15 protein-coding genes are annotated in these 16,029 nt (G+C 57.1%); 5 read left to right on the forward strand and 10 right to left on the reverse strand.

What is annotated here, in order from left to right:
- Positions 1–10 precede the first annotated feature (10 nt).
- The 8 genes from LAQ58_RS17365 to LAQ58_RS17395 form a co-directional block, all read right to left on the reverse strand.
- Positions 11–511, reverse strand: a complete 501-nt coding sequence (locus LAQ58_RS17365; protein WP_224450519.1) for a DUF7845 domain-containing protein — start codon at positions 509–511, stop codon at positions 11–13.
- Positions 508–771, reverse strand: a complete 264-nt coding sequence (locus LAQ58_RS17370; RefSeq protein WP_224450520.1) for a hypothetical protein — start codon at positions 769–771, stop codon at positions 508–510. Before LAQ58_RS17370 ends, LAQ58_RS17365 begins: the two co-directional genes overlap by 4 nt.
- A gap of 31 nt (positions 772–802) precedes the next feature.
- Complete coding sequence (locus tag LAQ58_RS17375) at positions 803–1,342, reverse strand: hypothetical protein (RefSeq protein WP_224450521.1); 540 nt, start codon at positions 1,340–1,342, stop codon at positions 803–805.
- A gap of 274 nt (positions 1,343–1,616) precedes the next feature.
- Positions 1,617–1,841 (reverse strand): DUF7563 family protein, encoded by a 225-nt coding sequence (locus LAQ58_RS19175; protein ID WP_425490742.1) that lies wholly within the window; start codon positions 1,839–1,841, stop codon positions 1,617–1,619.
- Positions 1,842–1,953: 112 nt separating this feature from the next.
- Positions 1,954–4,845, reverse strand: a complete 2,892-nt coding sequence (locus tag LAQ58_RS17380) for an MEDS domain-containing protein (protein WP_224450522.1) — start codon at positions 4,843–4,845, stop codon at positions 1,954–1,956.
- 724 nt (positions 4,846–5,569) lie between these two features.
- Entirely contained in the window at positions 5,570–5,908 is a 339-nt protein-coding gene (locus LAQ58_RS17385) for a hypothetical protein (protein ID WP_224450523.1), read from the reverse strand.
- Positions 5,909–6,023: 115 nt separating this feature from the next.
- On the reverse strand, positions 6,024–6,362 hold the full coding sequence (locus tag LAQ58_RS17390; protein WP_224450524.1) for a HalOD1 output domain-containing protein: 339 nt from the start codon (positions 6,360–6,362) through the stop codon (positions 6,024–6,026).
- A 77-nt stretch (positions 6,363–6,439) separates the two neighbouring features.
- Positions 6,440–7,090, reverse strand: a complete 651-nt coding sequence (locus LAQ58_RS17395) for a helix-turn-helix domain-containing protein (RefSeq protein ID WP_224450525.1) — start codon at positions 7,088–7,090, stop codon at positions 6,440–6,442.
- 342 nt (positions 7,091–7,432) lie between these two features.
- On the opposite strand from LAQ58_RS17395, the gene LAQ58_RS17400 reads away from it, so the two are divergent.
- The 4 genes from LAQ58_RS17400 (at position 7,433) to LAQ58_RS17415 (ending at position 11,143) form a co-directional block, all read left to right on the forward strand.
- A complete protein-coding gene (locus LAQ58_RS17400) occupies positions 7,433–8,242 on the forward strand; it encodes a hypothetical protein (RefSeq protein ID WP_224450526.1) in 810 nt (269 codons plus the stop codon).
- Between the two features lie 565 nt (positions 8,243–8,807).
- Positions 8,808–9,656 (forward strand): hypothetical protein, encoded by an 849-nt coding sequence (locus tag LAQ58_RS17405; RefSeq protein ID WP_224450527.1) that lies wholly within the window; start codon positions 8,808–8,810, stop codon positions 9,654–9,656.
- A 400-nt stretch (positions 9,657–10,056) separates the two neighbouring features.
- Positions 10,057–10,440 (forward strand): hypothetical protein, encoded by a 384-nt coding sequence (locus tag LAQ58_RS17410; protein ID WP_224450528.1) that lies wholly within the window; start codon positions 10,057–10,059, stop codon positions 10,438–10,440.
- Positions 10,441–10,573: 133 nt separating this feature from the next.
- Positions 10,574–11,143, forward strand: a complete 570-nt coding sequence (locus LAQ58_RS17415; protein ID WP_224450529.1) for a flavodoxin domain-containing protein — start codon at positions 10,574–10,576, stop codon at positions 11,141–11,143.
- Positions 11,144–11,154: 11 nt separating this feature from the next.
- On the opposite strand, the gene LAQ58_RS17420 is transcribed toward LAQ58_RS17415, so the two are convergent.
- Both LAQ58_RS17420 and LAQ58_RS17425 read right to left on the reverse strand, forming a co-directional pair.
- A complete protein-coding gene (locus LAQ58_RS17420) occupies positions 11,155–11,409 on the reverse strand; it encodes a DUF7542 family protein (protein ID WP_224450530.1) in 255 nt (84 codons plus the stop codon).
- Between the two features lie 146 nt (positions 11,410–11,555).
- Positions 11,556–14,354, reverse strand: coding sequence for a PEP/pyruvate-binding domain-containing protein (locus tag LAQ58_RS17425; protein ID WP_224450531.1), 2,799 nt, complete (start codon positions 14,352–14,354; stop codon positions 11,556–11,558).
- Between the two features lie 331 nt (positions 14,355–14,685).
- Here LAQ58_RS17425 and LAQ58_RS17430 point away from each other — a divergent pair, with 331 nt between their 5' ends.
- Positions 14,686–16,011 carry a right-handed parallel beta-helix repeat-containing protein gene (locus LAQ58_RS17430; protein WP_224450532.1) on the forward strand — a complete coding sequence of 442 codons (1,326 nt, stop codon included), beginning with the start codon at positions 14,686–14,688 and terminating at the stop codon, positions 16,009–16,011.
- The last annotated feature ends 18 nt before the right edge of the window (positions 16,012–16,029 follow it).

Here is a 16,029-nt window from a genome sequence, read left to right on the forward strand (position 1 = left end):
TGAAGTAGCGTTACTCCATCCCGTAACGTCGGGAGCGTCGGTTGAAGTCCGTGCCTGCGTTTGTCGCAAGCTCCTGGAGCGAGCGCTGGAGGACGTAGAGGTACTCGTCGTAGGTAAGGTTCGAGCCCTGGACGTGGATTTGCACGCCCTCGCCACCGCACCACGGCCGGCGCATTTGCTCGCCGTCGAGCTTCTTCTGGTCGTCCCATCGCGGCGAGAAGACGAAGTCGGCCTTCTGCTCTCCAGGACCATCGGCGTGAACCTTGAACTCGTAGGCTCGATTGCTACCGATTGGGTCGGAGTCGCGCGGAGCGATACCCGTCTCGGCGTTGTAATTGAGGCGGATTCGCCAGTCACCGTCTCCAAGATCGGCGAACACCTCTCCGTAGCCGTCGTAGGCGTTGATACAGAGGTTTCCGATGGCCCAGTACGGTGAGAGCCCGTGTTCGGTGAACCAGAGGAACATGTCGACCTCGTGGAACGCTGTGCCGACGTGTTCGTTCTGGCTCACGGCTCATCACCGTCTTCTTCGGCGTCGATCAGCCCGCGAAGAACCGCGATGACGTTCCACCATGTGACGCACTTGCAGCGCCGGCAGACGTGCCGGAACGACGGGACGAAGTCAGGGTCCGGCTCGTCAATTGACGCACGCTTGACCGTGACGCACTTACAGCAGGTACACATGGCGTCGACGGGGACGCCGTGTTCTCCTGCTTCCGGGCGGTCGAGTTCCGCTTCAAGGTCACGCACGTTGTCGGAGTCGGAACTCACCGCTGGTCACCTCCCTCGACCGCTTCAACGGTCATCGCGGTTCCTCCGGGTACATCGTCTCGCGAACCTCGGGGTTCATACGGACGAACCCGCGATTCAGCCGCAGGTGGTCGATGAACTTGCCGACCTGACCGAGACGAATCTCCTTCGTCGCCCGTGTCTCGAGGCGGCGGTCGACGGCCTCGAAGGTGACGAGACCGTCGTTGTCGGGGTCACCGTGGTAGATAGCGAGGCCGAGCACGTCGAGGCCGACCAGATACTGTTCCTCTCGGACTTGCTCGGGGGCGTCGTCGAAATCGACGAACCGGTCACCGCTATCGGTGTAGAACTTCGGATCCGGGATGTCGGCGCTGCGGATCTTGCGCCACACCTCGGGATGCTCGGCTTTGAACAGCGCGAGGTGGAACGGACACTTTGCAAGGTCGGCACCGAACGAGTTCGGATGCGGCACCGAGTAGACGGCCGTCTCGTCACAGATTCCGAGATGGCAGTCGGTGTCGTCGTCCTCGAGGAGACCGACGTAAGGCGTGAGTTGCGTGGCGATCGAGCGTCGGAAGCGTTCCGACGACATCACCGACCGCCTCCAACTGGATCGGGACCTTTTCCCGAACCCCACGTTTTCCCGGGTCGGTGGTAGTTACCGCCGCTGGAAGCACTGCGACGAAGCGATTTGGGCCGGCTCGGACAGCCGACGCGATGGCCGTACTCGGTTCCGTTCCGAGGGTCTTCTGTGCAGCGTGCGTTGCACTCGTCGCAGCGGAACTCTCCAGGTCCGTCGGTCCTGAGCGGGCCGCTGTAGGCGAGCGTTGAGAGGTCTGTTGTCTCGCCTTCGTCGGTAGCGGCCATCAGTTCTGCCCTCCGTGGCGACCGGCGGACGTTTGCGGGTCAGGGATTTTGACAGAGAGACCGACAGCGCTACCGCGACTGATTCGAGCGTGTGTATCGCAGCGCGGACAGCGATGTACCCTATCGCGATGATCCCCGAAGACACGGGCGAACTGCTCGGTGATGTGGCTGTCGCAGTGGAGACAGCGACGCTCTCCAGCGACCGACGAGAGGTCGGTCGCCATCAGACAACACCTCCGAAAGAGAAGAGGCTCTGTAGGTCGTTAGAACCGGTAAGAAGCTCCGCAATAGTTTTATTCGGTATGGGACCGCCCGGATCTAGATTTTCTCACTCACCTACGAATCACCATCTACGTACTCCTTTGTATCGGGAACCGTGAAGGAGAAGGTCGACCCCTCACCGGGTTTTGAATCGACCAAAATGCGGCCGTCGTGAATATCGACGATCCGTTGGCAGAGTGCGAGACCGATGCCAGTGCCCGCAAACTCGTCAGTGGTATGGAGGCGGTTGAACACCCTGAAGATACCGTCGGTCTTGTCTGGATCAATCCCGATCCCGTTATCACGGACGGACAGCACCCACTTACCGTTCGGCTTCTCGGCGGTGACGTGAATACGCGGTGGTTCATCGCCGGCGTACGTGATGGCGTTATCGAGCAGGTTCTGGAACAACTGGATCAGCTGTTGTTTGTCACCCATGACCGTCGGAAGTGAGTCCGAGGTGATCTCGGCGTCGTTCTCCTCGATGGCGATCTGGAGATTGCCCATGGCCTCATCGAGGACAACGGCACAGTCAACTGGTTCAAATTCGTCGCCGTCCCAGTCGAGCCGCGAGTATTTGAGGAGCGCGTCGATCATCTCGCGCATCCGATCGGCACCATCGACGGCGAACTCGATGTAGTCCTGTGCGTCGGCGTCGAGATCGTCCGCATGGCGGTGTTCGAGGAGTTGCAGATAGCTGGATACCATCCGTAGTGGTTCCTGAAGATCGTGGGAGGCGGCGTAGGCAAACCGCTTCAATTCGGTGTTCGACCGCTCAAGTCGTTCGTTCGAGCGTTCCAGTTGAGCGTTGGTTTGTTTGAGTTCCTGCTCATACTCTTTGCGCTCGGTGATGTCTCTCGCCATCCCGATCCATTCGTCGATAATACCGTCCTCGTCAAGCATCGGGACCGCACGCCAGTACGTCCAACCTAGGCTCCCATCGACTTGCTCCACCTGAGATTCCAACTCAAAGATGCTCTTGGTCTGGATCGCTTCGTCGATGGCCTCCATAACTCGCTCCTGGTCGTCTGGATGAATGTATTTATCAAGCCAATCGGTGGTCGATTCCTGCGTATCGGGGATGAACTCCTTGCCTTCGAGATAGTACATTTCACTCCAATCAGGGCTCATGCGATATACGACATCCGAACTCGCGGAGACCAACGCACGGAATCGCTCCTCGCTTTCGCGCACCGTTTCATACAGTCGAGCGTTATCAATGGCTACGGCTGCTTGAGCAGCAATCCCGGTGATGATGCTTTCATCCTTCTCGGTGAATATACCCGGCTCCGAATGGCCGAAGAAAAGGCCGCCGTGTACTTCACCGGAGTTCGAAATTACAGGAACCGCCAGGTAACTGCATACGGGCAGATGGCCTTCGGGCATCCCCTTGTAGGGCGCGTTATTACCGTAGCGCGGATCTTTGGTGATGTCGTCCGAACGGACGACCCCCTCGCCGTGAAAGGTCGGACCGAAGACCTCCGTATTGCGCGGCATCGGGAAGTCCTCGAATGCCTCATCAGGAACTCCTGAGAGGGTATAAAGCGTGTAGGATTCGCCCTGATCATCGATGACGTTATAGAAGAAGGCACCAAACTCCGCGTCGGTTATTTCCGTACCGGCGTCTGTAACCTCCTGCACCAGATTCTCGAGGTCGAGTTCGGCGGCCAGTGAGTTGCCCACCTCGTTGATTGTTTCGAGGGTGTGGGTATGTTCGCGCAGTGCCTCCGCGGCCTGCCCGCGTTCAAGTTCGTACTCTACCCACTGGCCCATCAGGCGGTGGAACGTGCGTTCCTCGTCCGAGAACTCCCGGTCCCGTGGCTCAGTCGAGACGAAGAAGAGCATCCGGTCGACATCGCCGTCGACTTCGACGTGGGTCCCAAGGTAGGCTCTCCCGCCGAACTCCTCGTAGGCTTTCGTGTCTTCGAACCCGCTGTCTACGGGGTCTGAGTCGCCAGCCGTCCGCTCACCGCCAGCAATTACTCGACAGTAGGTCTCCGAAAGCTCGACTTTGGCTCCCGGAACGAGGTGTTCATGGTCTCCGCTCATGACTTCCACCTCGAAGAGGTCGGTCGCCGGATCTACGCAGGCCATCCCGCCCAGTTCGAGGTCGAGCCGTTCGTACCCGAGGTCGAACAGTGCCTGAAGTTTCTCCTCGAACGTCTGGTCGGAGCCGGCCACAATCTCGTACAACGTTCGCTGAGCCTGCTTGTGATCCTGGAGTTCCGTCTTCGCCTCAGTCAGATTACGCAGCGTCTCCATCATCCGGTCGACTTTGTGGGCCGATTTCTCGGGACCGAAGAATTCCTCGGGCGGTGTGTAGTAGACGTTGTGACTGACCCTGTTGCCGTGGATGATGTGGGGATGGGTGCTGATGACGTCGTGGATGACCCCCGGCGAGAATCGCGCGCAGTTGTACTGACAGAGCGCGATGCCGTCCACGTCATTGAAGAGGTAGTTGGCCTTGGCCTCGCACCTGATGAGATCCTCACCGTCGGGGTCTTCCTCCAAGACACTACTCATCTCGCCGGTCACCCGGAGCGCCTCGTACTCCTCGGTAGCCTCCTCGATGGCCTCGTCGAGGAACGCAATCGTATCGTCTGGGTCGAATGTCCCGTTCCGGAGGTAGCTGTCCTGGGCGGTGTGGATGGAGAATGCGCCCGATTCGAGTGCGGCGTCGACATCAATGCCATCGGCCCGCATGGCCTCAAGGACCTCTTCTCTGGAGTTCTCATAGGTGATGTACAGGCACCGTTCGCCCCGTTCAAACCCCTGGCGCATGAACGGGATGGCGGCTGCAAACTGCTCCTCTTGGGTCTCGTAGAGGAGTGCGAAATGGTCGTTCGCGTGGGTATGATCGTCGAGGGGTTCGACCGGGCCGCGAAACTCCGAACTCTGACGCAGTGCTTCGAGTCCCCGCTCGATGTTCACTTTCCCTTGGTCCCTCGGCTCGCTCCTTCGGCTCACTGCCACTCCTTACTCACGGGGAACGTTTAAGATTAGGCATCATCGTCACCGGGGGGTGATACGTCCTCATATTCCTCTCGTTTGAGTGAGCGATCGGTAGATATACACCCTATATGTAACACTGAGATCGGGGAGTCCACATGACCGAGAAGCGCTATCTATTCAGCAGCACCTCTACGAACTACCAAGGTTCAGTCAGAAACGCCGTGCGAGATACAGAGGGTGTATTCAGCACTGGTTCAAACCACATACTCCGATGAGTCTGGACTGTGTGAATTCAGGACGTAGAGACGAAACGAATCGCAGAGTAGAGGGAAGCACCTCCACCAACGACGAGTAGGATTAGATGCCAGACCAGTCCCGGCGGAGACCAAGTTTGGTTAATCATCCCGAGAGCAACTAATATGACGAGAAGAGAGAGGAGGCGTTCTATATGTTCTGACATACTACGTCTTTAGATTCAATCGCAGTATAATTTTCGCATTTACCTGCTGAACAAAGCCAATTCAGTAGGATTTAACCAGAATCTCTAGCTCAATCCTTTGCAACACACGCGCTCTCTATTCAGCAGCCGCTGAGTGAACCCCTCGACAGCTGTCAGTAATGACGTGCGAGATACAGAGAGTGTATTCAGTAAGGGTGCGAGAATTCTTTCGTGATAAACCTCGCTAGAACATATCGAAGTAGATGGTTTCAGAATATGCCGATACCTGTCCGTAGCGGCTCAACGGTCGTCACCGCGTTTGAGCAGTGGGCGGGCCTCATGGAACCGTAACCCTCGTATTACTGTCTCTTCGTGTCGATTAAACTCAATCACTCCGGTAGTCTGTAACTCAAGAAGGTGGACGTGGTGGAGTTCATAGACGAGGGTGACGTACTCCTCGCAGGAGAGGACTTCCTCATCCCAAATAATTGGTGTTGCATCGATTTTCTCTTCTGTTTCTAATGCAGTCACCACGCGCTGTTGTTGCTCTCGTAGCACAGTCAGGAAGTCCCCACGACTTGAATCCGCCTGCTTACTCATCTCCAGTCTCACCTCCGATCTGGAAATTCTCGCATCCACACGTGGAGCACATATCCTGATACGGAATGACCTCAGCACCAGGCATTAGTTTCCGGCCTATCCGAGGCGTTCCACAATTAGCACACACAATTTGATACGGAAGCATCGGTGCCGATTACGTGTTCTCGGTGGGGGCAGCCTCGATGATTCCTTCACTCCGTACTGTGACGTCGACTTCCTCGTAACAGAACGAAATACAATCGCAGTCCCCAAGTCCGTTAGATAACTTCGCGGTCCGTTCGTCAAGCACGTCTGTCTCGATAATGGACTGGAGTGGAATCAACTCCAGTGGGTCCCTGTCAAGAGCGGTCGCAACAACTTCAACGACTGCTAAACTCGTCGAGTCACGAGTACTGTCGTACGTCGCCCGGAAACATTCTTCATCCACATCGAATTCGATAACACTCATCGACGGTGTGATTTCATCAGCCAGATTCTCTTGAGAGGGTTCCATCAACATAGCGGAGGCCTTCTATGGGGTTGAGAGTGGCTTTTGCTCGCGCAACACGCCTTTATACGATGTTTTCGTGTTTACTCGTCGGGAGTAACTAGGGTACTCGCTACGAGGCGTCGAATGCCGCGCTGTAACCGCGATGAGACCGCCTGCCGGGTGATCTTGAGTTCGTCTGCGAGATCACCTTGAGTTGCGTCTCGCGGTGAGTCAAAGTATCCACGGGAATACGCCAGTACCAACGCTTTTCGTTGCCCATCTGTCAGATTGTACTCTCGATCAGACTTGAGCGACGAAATAGCGTGCAGCTCAGTGAGCTCAACCGGGATGTTGTGCTCTTGGCAGTACGTCTGGAAATCTGAGAGGGCCTGTTGCTCGCTTGCACGGACCTCAAACGTCCATTGCTTGTTATTTCCGATTCCAGAAAGGAGCGTAATATCGGTATTGACGATAGCCGTCAGAATACTCTCATAGTCGAGATTCCAGTCAATACGCACGAACATTTGTTTCTCCAATTGATCGATTACTTTGACCTGATTGATCCCGAGATCAGCACTCAAATCTGTGGTGAGTTTAGCCGTGTCGTCGGCAGAAATCCAGAAATAGGGGACAACAGCCTCACCCGTTGGCACAACCCGGTCTAACTCGATAGACACGTCGGTTAATTGCTCAAAAACAGCACTCAACGGGAAATCCGCTTGCTCGATAGTGAATGAGGCCTCAATAGCCATACCTAATTACTAGCGATTCAGCCTTTTGGGTTAGTCGCTACTGATCCTCGGGGTACTTCCACCGTTTAGTAAACCAATGTCCTGTACGTCCCGATCACCGTCCTTCATAGATTTCTTCTCACCTCATGCTAAATTTGCGCTATCTATTCAGCAGCACCTCTACGAACTACCAAGGTTCAGCCAGAAACGCCGTGCGAGATACAGAGGATGTGTTCAGCACTGGAGCGCCGTTCACTTCACCCCGCTCGCGATAAGCCAACGATTCAAAAGCGCATACATTTGCAACATACCTCTCTGGTCGGCAGTCGGAATATACTTCATTTGTAGCAGATAGTATTTGGCATGAAACGCCGCGCCCTCCTCTCTACACTCGGCGTCGGAGTATCAAGTCTCGCGGGCTGTACCGACAGTATATACAGTGCAGATGGACCAACGACGAGTGGTCAGTCAAACCCCCCTCAGCAGTATCCCGACGGGGCAGGACCGGACTCCATCAACTTCTCGACGCTTAGTTCGGACGATAATACGGTTTTGCACACGCCGAGGGATCACTGGGATTCGTACGCGATTATCTACAGTGAACCGCCCGGGCGTCGCCGTGTCGAAGGGAACTACTACATCAACTCATCCACCGGAGAAGTGATCTCCGACCTATGGTATGGCGCAAAGGACTATCGCAACGGCGATACGTACGCGTACGTCCAGCCTGCTAAACAAATTCCCGAACATCAGCCACGCGAGGAGTTGGAATCAGACCCACAGTTTACCTATGATAACGCCACCGACGCGTACTATCGGTATGACCGTCACTACGGACAGATAGCTCCCACGAATATTGGTCGGCACACGGATATCCTCGACTCCTACGACTGGGAGGCAACCGACACGACGACACACCACGGTGTCCCTGTCATCACGTACCAGCTATCTGATACAGAGCCTGACAACTCTCGTGTCGCGCCAGCCGTCACAGGTTCTCTCTCACTCGGCGTCGAAGATGGAATCATCTACGCGTTCGACATCACACTTGATGCGGAGGGTGAGCCCCGCTATACCTACACCGTTCGTCCAGCAGCGTTCCCGGACCACGGTTGGGTCGAGACGGCCCGGACGGTCGCCGCTGCGAGTAAATCCGCCAATAGTAGTACGTAATCCAGACGACGGCACGCGCACCTCTGTTTGGCAGAGAGTTAGTGACCGATACGCACCCTGTATTCAGCAGGCAGTGAGCAAGCCTCTCGACAGCTGTCAGTAACGGAGTGCGAGATACAGAGGATGAGTCTAGCACGGTGAGAGCCACCTATTCAAAAGTGTACAGCTGAATAATCCTCTAAACTCTCGCTTTTAACGCGAATCAAGTGAAATAGAGCATCGCTACAAACGCGAGGAATATGAGAAGTATTACGACTATGAGCCAGGGGCTATCCGAACCCTTACTCGACTCGTCGAGAGGAATGAGTGGTCCGCTATCCATGCGGAATAATATCAGAGAAGTCAATAATATGTTTCGGTGATTTCAGTTTGCTATGATCGGGAGAACGTTCTTTAGGAGGAGTACTCTCTACGGAAGATACGCGCCCTCTATTCAGCACAACCGCTGAAACCTACCCATCTCTTGTCAGAAAGCGCGTGCTGAATAGAGAGGGTGTATTCATCGAATGGGAGGGAACACATATACTCTCATACACGAAATTAGGAAGTAAGAAATGTGGTAACAATGGGCAAACAGAACTCAGTTCTTCGAAGATGGGTGGGTACCTCTGCCCGTGACGGACAAGTCCTCCCGATTACTCAATGGGTCGCGCGCTTCATTATCCCGTTTCTAGCCGCGGCGTTTCTGGTCCTCTACGGACTGCCCGATCAGACCACTACATACTTCGCGTGGACCATCAGGCCCGAAATGACGCCAATCATCATGGGCGCAGGCTATGGGGCAGGTGTGTATTTCTTCTATCGAGTTTCCACCGTCGACAAGTGGCACACGGTCGCCCCGGTTTTCCTCGGGATTGCTACCTTCACCTGGTTGATGGCTATCGCCACCGTGCTCCATTGGGAAAACTTCAACCACAGTCACTTCACGTTCGACCTCTGGGTCTTCCTCTACGCAGTCACCCCCGTCCTCATTCCAGCGATTTGGGCAATCAATCGACGGACCAATTCCGAGGAACTAACAGGAAGTAAGCCCCGTCTGCCACAAGCGGTGCGGGTGCTCGGTGGTGGTGTCGGAGTTCTCCTCACAGTCAGTGCTATCGGCCTGTTCGTCGCCCCGGAACTCATGATTGGTGGGTGGCCATGGACCGTCTCTCCTTTCACGGCGCGAATTTTGGCGGGATGGTTTGCGCTCTTTGGTGTCGTCAACGGTGTCGTCGTACTCGATCCACGCTGGAGCGCCGCACGAATACTGATCCAAAGTCAAATACTTGGCTTCACGTTGGTGCTGATCGGTGTCGTCCGTGTCTGGGCTAACTTCGACCCGTCGAACGTGCTGACGTGGGGTGTCGTCGGAGGGATGGCGCTGTATTTGATCGCCATACTTCTCCTATATCTCGGGATGGAAACTCGCTGAACGCCTCTCAGATGGCATCGTCTCGTGTTGATGGATACGCGCCCTCTATTCAGCACACCCGCGTTAAATTATGCCTTCACTCAGTGCTGCCGTGTAGTTCGTGATTCACGGAATACTGGAATATGGACTGTAAGCCATCCCGAACTTCTTCTACCTCCGAGTAGCGCGTCCCACCACCCATACAAACAGGATTCACTTAACCAACGAGGCTTTGCTATTGGCGTCTGTGTTGGTTAATACGGCAGTGGCCCATATTCAAACCCAAACGCCACCTCAAGACGTACCAGACGATATCGGTGAACTATCGCTAGTCTGTCTACTCGCGCTTTGGGGCAAGTGATGCGAATCACTGGATTCAGGGCGTGTATTGAATTTGGTAGGTGTGGCACTAGTTCCGGTCATGCTACGTATCATCCTCACCATCGTCTGCCTCACAGAACTCCTCACACCAAAAGGACTCATCAGTGCTGCAGAAAAACTTGCACTCGACAATTCAGGCGAATGCGAGTACAAATCTTGGGTCATCCCCGGCGCCCGGATTGAGGGACTGCTCTTCTTATTCTTCATGTGGCGAAGCGACACCACATACGCCACATTCAAAGAATTCCTTGGCATCATCGGCCTCCTTGCGTTTCTCTTCCCACGGGCGTATGTCGACTATGGCTCTGAGTTAGCCTACGCAGATGCTTCCAACTGTGAATGGAAACCGTGGGTGTACGCAGGCACCCGACTCGTCGGCCTCCTCTATATCGGAATTGCACTCAGAGAACTACTCAGAGAGTGACTTCAGAATTGTTGGCAGCAATCTCCATTATTATAACGCCGCTTGCTTTCAGGATAGCTCGCCTGACGCGCACCAGTGCTCCGTAGAAAATGAAGGGGCCTGCTTTTTGCTCGATGAATTAGTATGTGAATCTATGGCACACATCCTCACTGTGTACGCGACTGGTGAGGGACAGACCGCAAAAATAGCCGAGCGCATCGACGCTGAATTCAGAGACCGCGGCCACGAGACGACGACGGTGAACGTAAAGGAGATTGACGCAGATTTCAATATCGACGACTTTGACGCCGTACTGGTTGGAGCGTCGATCCACATGGGCAAACAGCAGAAGGCGGTCCGCAAATTCGCCAAAGCGAACCGCGACGCGCTGGCGACAAAGCTGAACGGCTTCTTTCAAGTCTCGGGATCGTCCGGGGCGGGAACCGAGGAAGGCGCGGCGGAGGCAGCGCGATACGTCGACGAGTTCATCGAAGCCACAGATTGGCATCCAGATCGAATCGGTCTATTCGGCGGCGCACTACGGTTCTCAGAGTACGGCTTCCTGATGCGCGCACTCGTCAAATTCGTCGCCCGAACAGACTCATCGGGAACGAACCCCCTGGCCGACGTCGAGTACACAGACTGGGAGGAGGTCGAGATGTTCGCCGACGAGTTCGCGACGTTCGTCGAGCAACGGTTCGGTGAGACTGCCGAAGCAAGCTAAAAACGACCGTCCTATTCGTGGTCGTCGGTAGACCGTTGCCAGTCGAAAAGTGCCGAATTCGTATTCGCACAGCCGGAGATACCAAAGATGCCAGCATCGGCACCTGCCTGTTCGACGCCAGCGGAGACACGGTTAATTTGCCAGTCGACGTCGTGACCGGTCTCTAGCTCATGGTCGTTGAGAGCGACGCGTGCACGACCGAGATTTGGGAATGATTCGTCGAACGTGCAGTCACGACACTCAACCACGACGTTTCCCTCGTCCATACCACTCGTTTGGCCCTGAGCGACGAAAACGCTCCGGTTGGCTCGATTAGGTCGTACAGTCGGCTCTCGCAGCTACAAGAGGACATCTCGAATCTGTAGATTCTATAGACACACAAGGCGAGTACCTCGGGGCCGTCCGAGACACGTCACTCAACTCTACTGGAATCGGGCTCGGGTTGCTCGGTGCCCACCTCGTTGGTGGTCGCCGACTGTACATCGAGTAGTTCGACTGTACCACGGGTGCCGTCAATGCGGATACGTTGCCCGGTTCGAATCTGCTTTGTTGCTTCTGGGACAGAGACGACAGCGGGCAGCCCATATTCTCGAGCGACAAGCGCACCGTGACTAACGGGGCCACCAACTTCTGAGACGAGCCCGGCGGCATTCAGAAACAACGGTGTCCACCCGGGGTCGGTCGAGGGCGCTACGAGTATCTCGCCTCGTTCCACCGTCGTGACTTTGGGGTCACGGATGATACGGGCTACTCCCTCGACGACGCCAGATGAGACGCCAGTCCCAACCAGCGCCCCCTCGGGAACCGTTCCGCGATCCACGTGACCGCGAACGGCTTCCCCCTCGCTCGTCAACACGGGCGGGGCGTCCACGCCGACATCACGTGCGTGTTCCCGACGGCGGGCAGCGATATCGACGTTGACGTCTTTGCCATCAAGTGCGGCGAACAGTTCGTCTCGGCGGAGATACCAAACGTCGTCCGGTCGGTTGAGTCGATCCTCAGCGGCGAGCAGTTCCCCAGCATCCAGCAGTGCCGTCCGCCACACGGTGAACGCTCGGGCGGCGGCCTGTTTGGGGTACTCCCGGAGGTAGACCGTGTCGCGATACGTGCGGATGAGCCAGCGGACATAGCGGCGGCGGAGCGGCCCCAAAAGGCCGTAATCGGCAAGCGATTCAAGACGCACAGCGGCCGCTTCCGCTTCGGACTCGAGATGTCGGATACGTTCACGGTGGTCGCCCACCTCCTCATCCGTCAAGTTCGCCTGGACAACGGCGTGGAGCATTGACGGGTCTTCGGACCAACGTGGCCTGCTGAGATCGATCTCGCCGGTGCTGCGGTGGCCAAACTCGTCGAGGAAACCGTCGAACGCCTCAACGAACGCCTCACCACCCTTCACTTTCTCGAGGTCAGTGAGGGAGGCACCATCACGGAGGGCCGCGGCGACCTGTGGGTGGCCTCGGGCGACGTCGGCGAGGTCGCCGAGGCCGAGGTTGATCCGAGTGACGACATCGCGTTCGAACCCTCGGCCGACTGCGTTCACGTCGTCGGCGTGGTCGGGGAACGTTCGCATGAGCCAGCCACCGAGTGTGAACGCTAGGAACAACGGGCTGATTCGTGGGTAAGCCTCACGGAGAATGCGCCCGATATCGATGGCCTCGAACACGGCGCGAGCTCGGCCTTCGGTGGTCTCACTGTCGGTGACCTCTCCGACAAACAGGTCGCCCAAGCGATCCCAGGACTCGTCGGGGGTGGGCCCACGGCCGGCCAGCGCACCAAAGACGTTCCAAATGATGCGCGGGATTGCGGGGCCGACCAGTAGGGCCACTCGCCCGGCCGTGGCGACGTATCCCGGGAGCGCGCCGATCGTGACGCCACGGGACTCGAACTCCTTTGATCGTCGCGACACAATTTCGTCGAGACCGGCAGAGATGGGTTCGTTTATCGCGGCGATTCGCTCGATTAACCCAGATTGGAGGCCAGGATGGCGTAGGAACGAGGTGATGTCGATAAAGACCCGCCCTCCGGCCTCGACTGTCGGGTTACTGAGGCCGGCGGCAGAGAGCGCGTTTCCGGTGTAGGTTCGCCAGATGTCTCGGACAAGCGGTGGCATCGCCTCCGGCATCGCTTGCATGTGACCCATACTGATGTAGACGTGGAGGCGCTCGTCGACGGGCAACGGCGACGGACGCGGGAACAACGACGTGATAGGACGCGATTGCAGGAGCACGAACTGGCCGTCGACGAGCGCCCACTCGATATCCTGTGGTGCCCCGAGGAGCCGTTCAGCCCGTTCGCCGAGTCCGACGAGCGTGCGAAGCTGGTCGTCGGTGAGTACACGCGACTCCCGTCGATCCGGAGAGAGTTCGATCCGCCTGGTTCCACCCGTTTCGACGGGGCGCCTTCCTACGGGTTCGATACGTCGTGTGTTCTCGCCCGTAATGGTGTCTCTTTGTAACTCGACGGCGATCGTCTTCGTGCTAATCGTGTACTCCACTACCTCATCGGTCTGGGTGTTCACGAGCGCGTGGTCGGGCGTGACGTCCCCGGCAACGATGCTCTCCCCGAGACCGAAGCTCGCATCGATCGATGCGATGTGTCGGTTCCCAGTTGCGGGGTCCGTGGTGAAGAGGACGCCAGCGGCCTCAGCGTCGACCATCGGCTGGACGACGACGGCCATTTGCACATCGCCGTGGGCGATTTCGTTGTGCGCCCGGTAGGCGACCGCTCGGTCGGTAAAGAGACTGGCCATGCAATCGCGGACGCGGTTGAGGACAGCTTCGTTTTCAACGCCAAGGAACGTCTCGTGCTGACCGGCAAACGACGCGCTTGGCAGATCCTCAGCTGTGGCGCTCGACCGGACGGCGAAAGAAGCTGTATTCTCGAACGATGCCGTCGCGTCGGTGATTGCCGTCTCAATAGACGCATCGAATTTACGACTCTCGAGGAGCGACCGAAGGTCGGCGGCGACTGCAGTGAGTGTGTTGGTCTCGGTCGAGTCAAGTGCATCGAGGTGATCGATTGCGTCTCGAATCTGTGGTGAATCGACGAGCGCCTCGTATGCAACGGTCGTGACAACGAATCCTTGTGGGACGGGGAGGCCAGCCTGTGCTAGCGCAGCTAGGTTTGCGCCCTTGCCACCAGCGACACCACTATCTTCGGCGTCTAAGTCGTGGAACCACCGTATGATACCGTTGTTTGATGGCTCAGACATCGTGATTCAGAGTGTATTGATACGCACCGTGTACGCATAACAATAGTGACAATATGAGCGAGCCACCCACTCGATCGACGTCGAAACAAAGGGCAGTCCGTAGTGTCGACACATGATAATTGGATAAATGGTTAGGTAGAACAAACGACGTTGTTCACGACCTGGTTGTCGTCCGAATCGTTGACCCGGCCCTGACGGTGACGCTCAAGCCACAGTGTTTGTGCCCGAGGGCGAACTCCGACGTCCTCACTGAGTCAACGTTCGAGGAGATGTTCGCGCGCTGGCCAGACGCCGAGTCGCTCGTTGCACCTCCTCTTTTGCAGAAATACCTATGAGAGCAACAGTAGAACACCTGAGCATCGAAGGGTGGAGTATCGTCGACGTCGGTGAGTACAGTTCGGTCAACGAAGCGGTGAGCGCCACCGCTGCGCAGGACCCCGTAGTCTACGTGCTGTCCAACGGTGTCCATCACCTCGACGAGGAGCTGCACTTCGACGAGCGGGCCGGCGTGGCGGTCGTCGGCAGGCCTGACGCGACACTCCGAGTCACCGACCCTGAGATGAGTCGGGCGCTCACCTTCGTCGGCACGGAACGCGCGATTGTCAAGAACGTCACCTTCGACTTTTCCGAGTCGGGAGTCGGCCCGAGAGCAATCGGGGCGACCGTCCCGGATGGGCTGTTGGTCGAAGACGTCAGCGTTACCGGTCAGATAGATCGCTTGGAACGCCCGCCTGCGTCATTGATGTGGTTCAACATCACGACGCCCGAAGGGACCGGCGTCGTCCGCAACCTCCGGATGGCCGACGGTTGTATCTACGAGCCTGGAACGCAGCAGCAGCACAACTATCGAATCGGGGTGAACGTCGAGGCCGAGCACGAGGGCACGCTCCGGCTGGAGGACTGTGAGGTGAGTGGCTTCATCGACAACGGCGTCTACGCGAAGACTTCGGGGCCTGGACGGACCATCATCGAGGGCGGGCACTTCGAGAACAACGGCAACGGGAACATCCGGCTGGGCACTGGCGAACACGGCGACGATGTCGTTCGCGATGCGACCGTGGTCCTCGACGGCGAGCACGTCGACCATACTGGGTGCGGCATCTGGGCGCAGGAGGGTCGCCCACGCATCGAGGGCTGTACGATCACCGCGACGAGCTGGGAGAATGACCTCCTGCGCGTCAGTGAAGGAGCCGTCGTTCGCGACACGGTCATCGAGTCGGATGCGTCGTCGCGAGCGATAAAGATCTCTGGAAAACGCGAGAACAAGGTACTGATGGATAACGTCGTGGTTCGCGATTCAGGCTCTGGAGACGCGAGACAGTACTCGGTCCAGGTCGCAGATGGTGGAGCTGGTGTCACGTTTCGCAGCTGCACGTTCCGATTCGACCATGGTGCGTACGCAGATCGTCACGGGATTCACGTGGGAACACCAGGCGTCGTCTTCGACGACTGTGAGTTCCGACAGACTGGCGACGCGAATGTCCTCTTGCTGCTGGGCGCTGAGCGTACTGACGTCAGATTCTCTCGCTTCCGGGGCGGGACGCTCGGCGTGAACAGTGACAGTGCCGCGTCGGTGTTCGTGGGCAACCAGTACGACGATGTATCGACGAATCTGGACGGCTTCGACTTCGACAACATGTTCGACCCCGTCGAGTAGGGTGGCTACTGATCAGGG

It is taken from the genome of Haloprofundus salilacus (assembly GCF_020150815.1).
Lineage (GTDB): Archaea > Halobacteriota > Halobacteria > Halobacteriales > Haloferacaceae > Haloprofundus > Haloprofundus salilacus.